General features: G+C 62.2%; 3 protein-coding genes. All 3 read left to right on the top strand.

Annotated elements, in window-relative coordinates; genetic code table 11:
- The coding region (locus AC1D1X_RS21425) for a branched-chain amino acid ABC transporter permease (protein ID WP_477699120.1) at nt 1-588 on the top strand (588 nt) is incomplete at its 5' end.
- Entirely contained in the window at nt 585-1,607 is a 1,023-nt protein-coding gene (locus AC1D1X_RS21420; RefSeq protein WP_477669407.1) for a branched-chain amino acid ABC transporter permease, read from the top strand. The genes AC1D1X_RS21425 and AC1D1X_RS21420, both read left to right, overlap by 4 nt.
- A partial coding sequence (locus tag AC1D1X_RS21415; RefSeq protein WP_477699119.1) for an ABC transporter ATP-binding protein occupies nt 1,600-2,157 on the top strand: 558 nt, incomplete at its 3' end. The genes AC1D1X_RS21420 and AC1D1X_RS21415, both read left to right, overlap by 8 nt.

The raw sequence follows: 2,157 nt of genomic DNA, 5'->3' as shown, positions 1-2,157 counted from the left end.
CACCTGGACCAGGTGTTACTGACCTTCGGCCTGATCTATATCTTTGAAGAAGTGCGCTCCATCCTCTGGGGCGACGATGTCCATGGCGTCACGATTCCCGACCTGCTGGGCGCCTCGATCCCGCTCACCGACAACCTCTCCTACCCGGTCTACCGCCTCTTCATGTCAGGCGTGTGCATCGCGCTGGCACTGGGCCTTCATTTCATGATCTCCAAAACCCGCCTGGGCATGAAGATACGCGCCGGCGCCTTTAACCGCGACATGGCCGAATCGCTGGGCATCAACATCAAGCTGATCCACGCCGTGGTGTTCGCGTTGGGCGTGGGCTTGGCCGCAGTGGCCGGCATGATCGCCGCGCCCGTGGCCAGCGTCTATCCCAACATGGGCTCGCAAGTCCTCATCATGTGTTTTGTGGTGGTGGTCATTGGCGGCATCGGCTCGGTGCGCGGTGCGCTGATTTCCGCCTTGCTGGTCGGCCTGGTCGATACCTTTGGCAAAGTGCTCCTGCCTTCGATGGCGGGCATGCTGGTGTATATGTTGATGGCAGGCGTGCTGCTCTGGAAACCTGAAGGTCTGTTCAAGCAATGAGCTCTGCCAAAGCAAATCTCGAAATCCTGCCGCGCGGCGTGCAGGTGGCGCTGGGCCTGGGTCTGATCGCGCTGGTCGCCTTCCCCTTCGTCGGCACCGACTTCTACACCCAGATGGTCACGCGCATGATGATCATGGCGATCTTTGCCATGAGCCTGGACCTGCTGCAGGGCGTGACCGGTCTGGTGTCGCTGGGCCACGCGGCTTACTTCGGCCTGGCCGGCTATGCGCTGGCCTTTTTAACACCCGCCGGCGAGCCTGTCAGCCTGTGGTGGACCTTGCCTGTGGCCGTGGCGGCCTCTGGCCTGGCCGCCCTCATCATCGGTTTCTTTGTAGTGCGCACGCACGGCATCTACTTCATCATGGTCACCATGGCCTTCGCGCAAATGGTGTTCTACCTCTTCTTCGACAACAAGGCGCTGGGCGGCTCTGACGGGCTGTACGTCAACTTCAAGCCGAGCGCAGCCATCTTCGGCTGGGTGCCCTTCGACCTCGACAAGAAGGTCACGCTCTACTACTTCACGCTCGCGGCCGTGCTGCTGGTTTACGCCTTCTTGCGCCGCCTGCTCTGGAGCCCGTTTGGCCGCACGCTGGCCGGCATACGCGTCAACGAGCACCGCATGCGCGCCATGGGCTTCGGCACCTTCGGCTACAAGCTCTCCGCCTTCACGCTGGCCGGCGCGCTGGCGGGTCTGGCGGGTTACCTGTGGGGTGCGCAAACGGGCTACATCAACCCCGAGCTCATGGGCTTTCACATGAGCGCGCACGCGATCATGATGGTCATTTTGGGCGGCATGGGCAATTTTGCCGGTGCCATCGTTGGCGCGTTCGCCTTTGAGTATTTGCTGCACGTCTTCAAGGACCTGCCGCAAATCGGCAGCGTCAACCTGGGCAAGCACTGGCAGCTGTGGATGGGCCTCTTTATCGTGCTGCTGGTCACGTTTGCGCCGCGCGGCATCCTGGGCTTGGTCGAAAAATTCACCCAGCGCAAGAATAAGGCGGAGGCTGGCCATGAGTGAAGTCCTCCTCAGTGCAAAGAACCTGACAAAACGCTTCGGCGGGTTGGCTGCCGTCAACGACGTATCGGTCGATCTCTGGCGCAACCACATTCACGCCGTCATCGGCCCCAACGGTGCCGGCAAATCCACGCTGACCAACCTGCTCTCTGGCGACTTGCCGCCGACCTCGGGTACGGTCACGCTGGGCGGGCATGACATCACTGGCTGGACACCCGAAAAAATCTCGGGCAAGGGACTGGGGCGCAGCTACCAGAAGACCAATATCTTCCTGCCCTTCAGCGTCTGGGAAAACGTGCGGCTGGCGTCACAGTCGCGTGCGCCGCATGCCGCGCACTGGCTCAAGCGTGCCACGAACTTCGCGGCAGTCAACACCCGCGCCGAAGAAGCGCTGGAACTGGCTGGCCTGCAACACCGCAAGCACAGCATCGCCGGCACTATCAGCCACGGTGAGCAGCGTCAACTCGAAATCGCCATGACCCTGGCCACCGAGCCGCAGGTGCTGCTGCTCGACGAGCCGCTGGCCGGCATGGGTGTGGCCGAAGCCGAGCGC

It is taken from the genome of Polaromonas sp. P1_G4 (genome assembly GCF_056405475.1).
This window is presented reverse-complemented; position numbering and strand designations above follow the sequence as displayed.

Coding starts and splice junctions, on each gene's coding strand:
- AC1D1X_RS21420 (WP_477669407.1), top strand. CDS start 585: ATGAGCTCTGCCAAAGCAAATCTCGAAATCCTGCCGCGCGGCGTGCAG.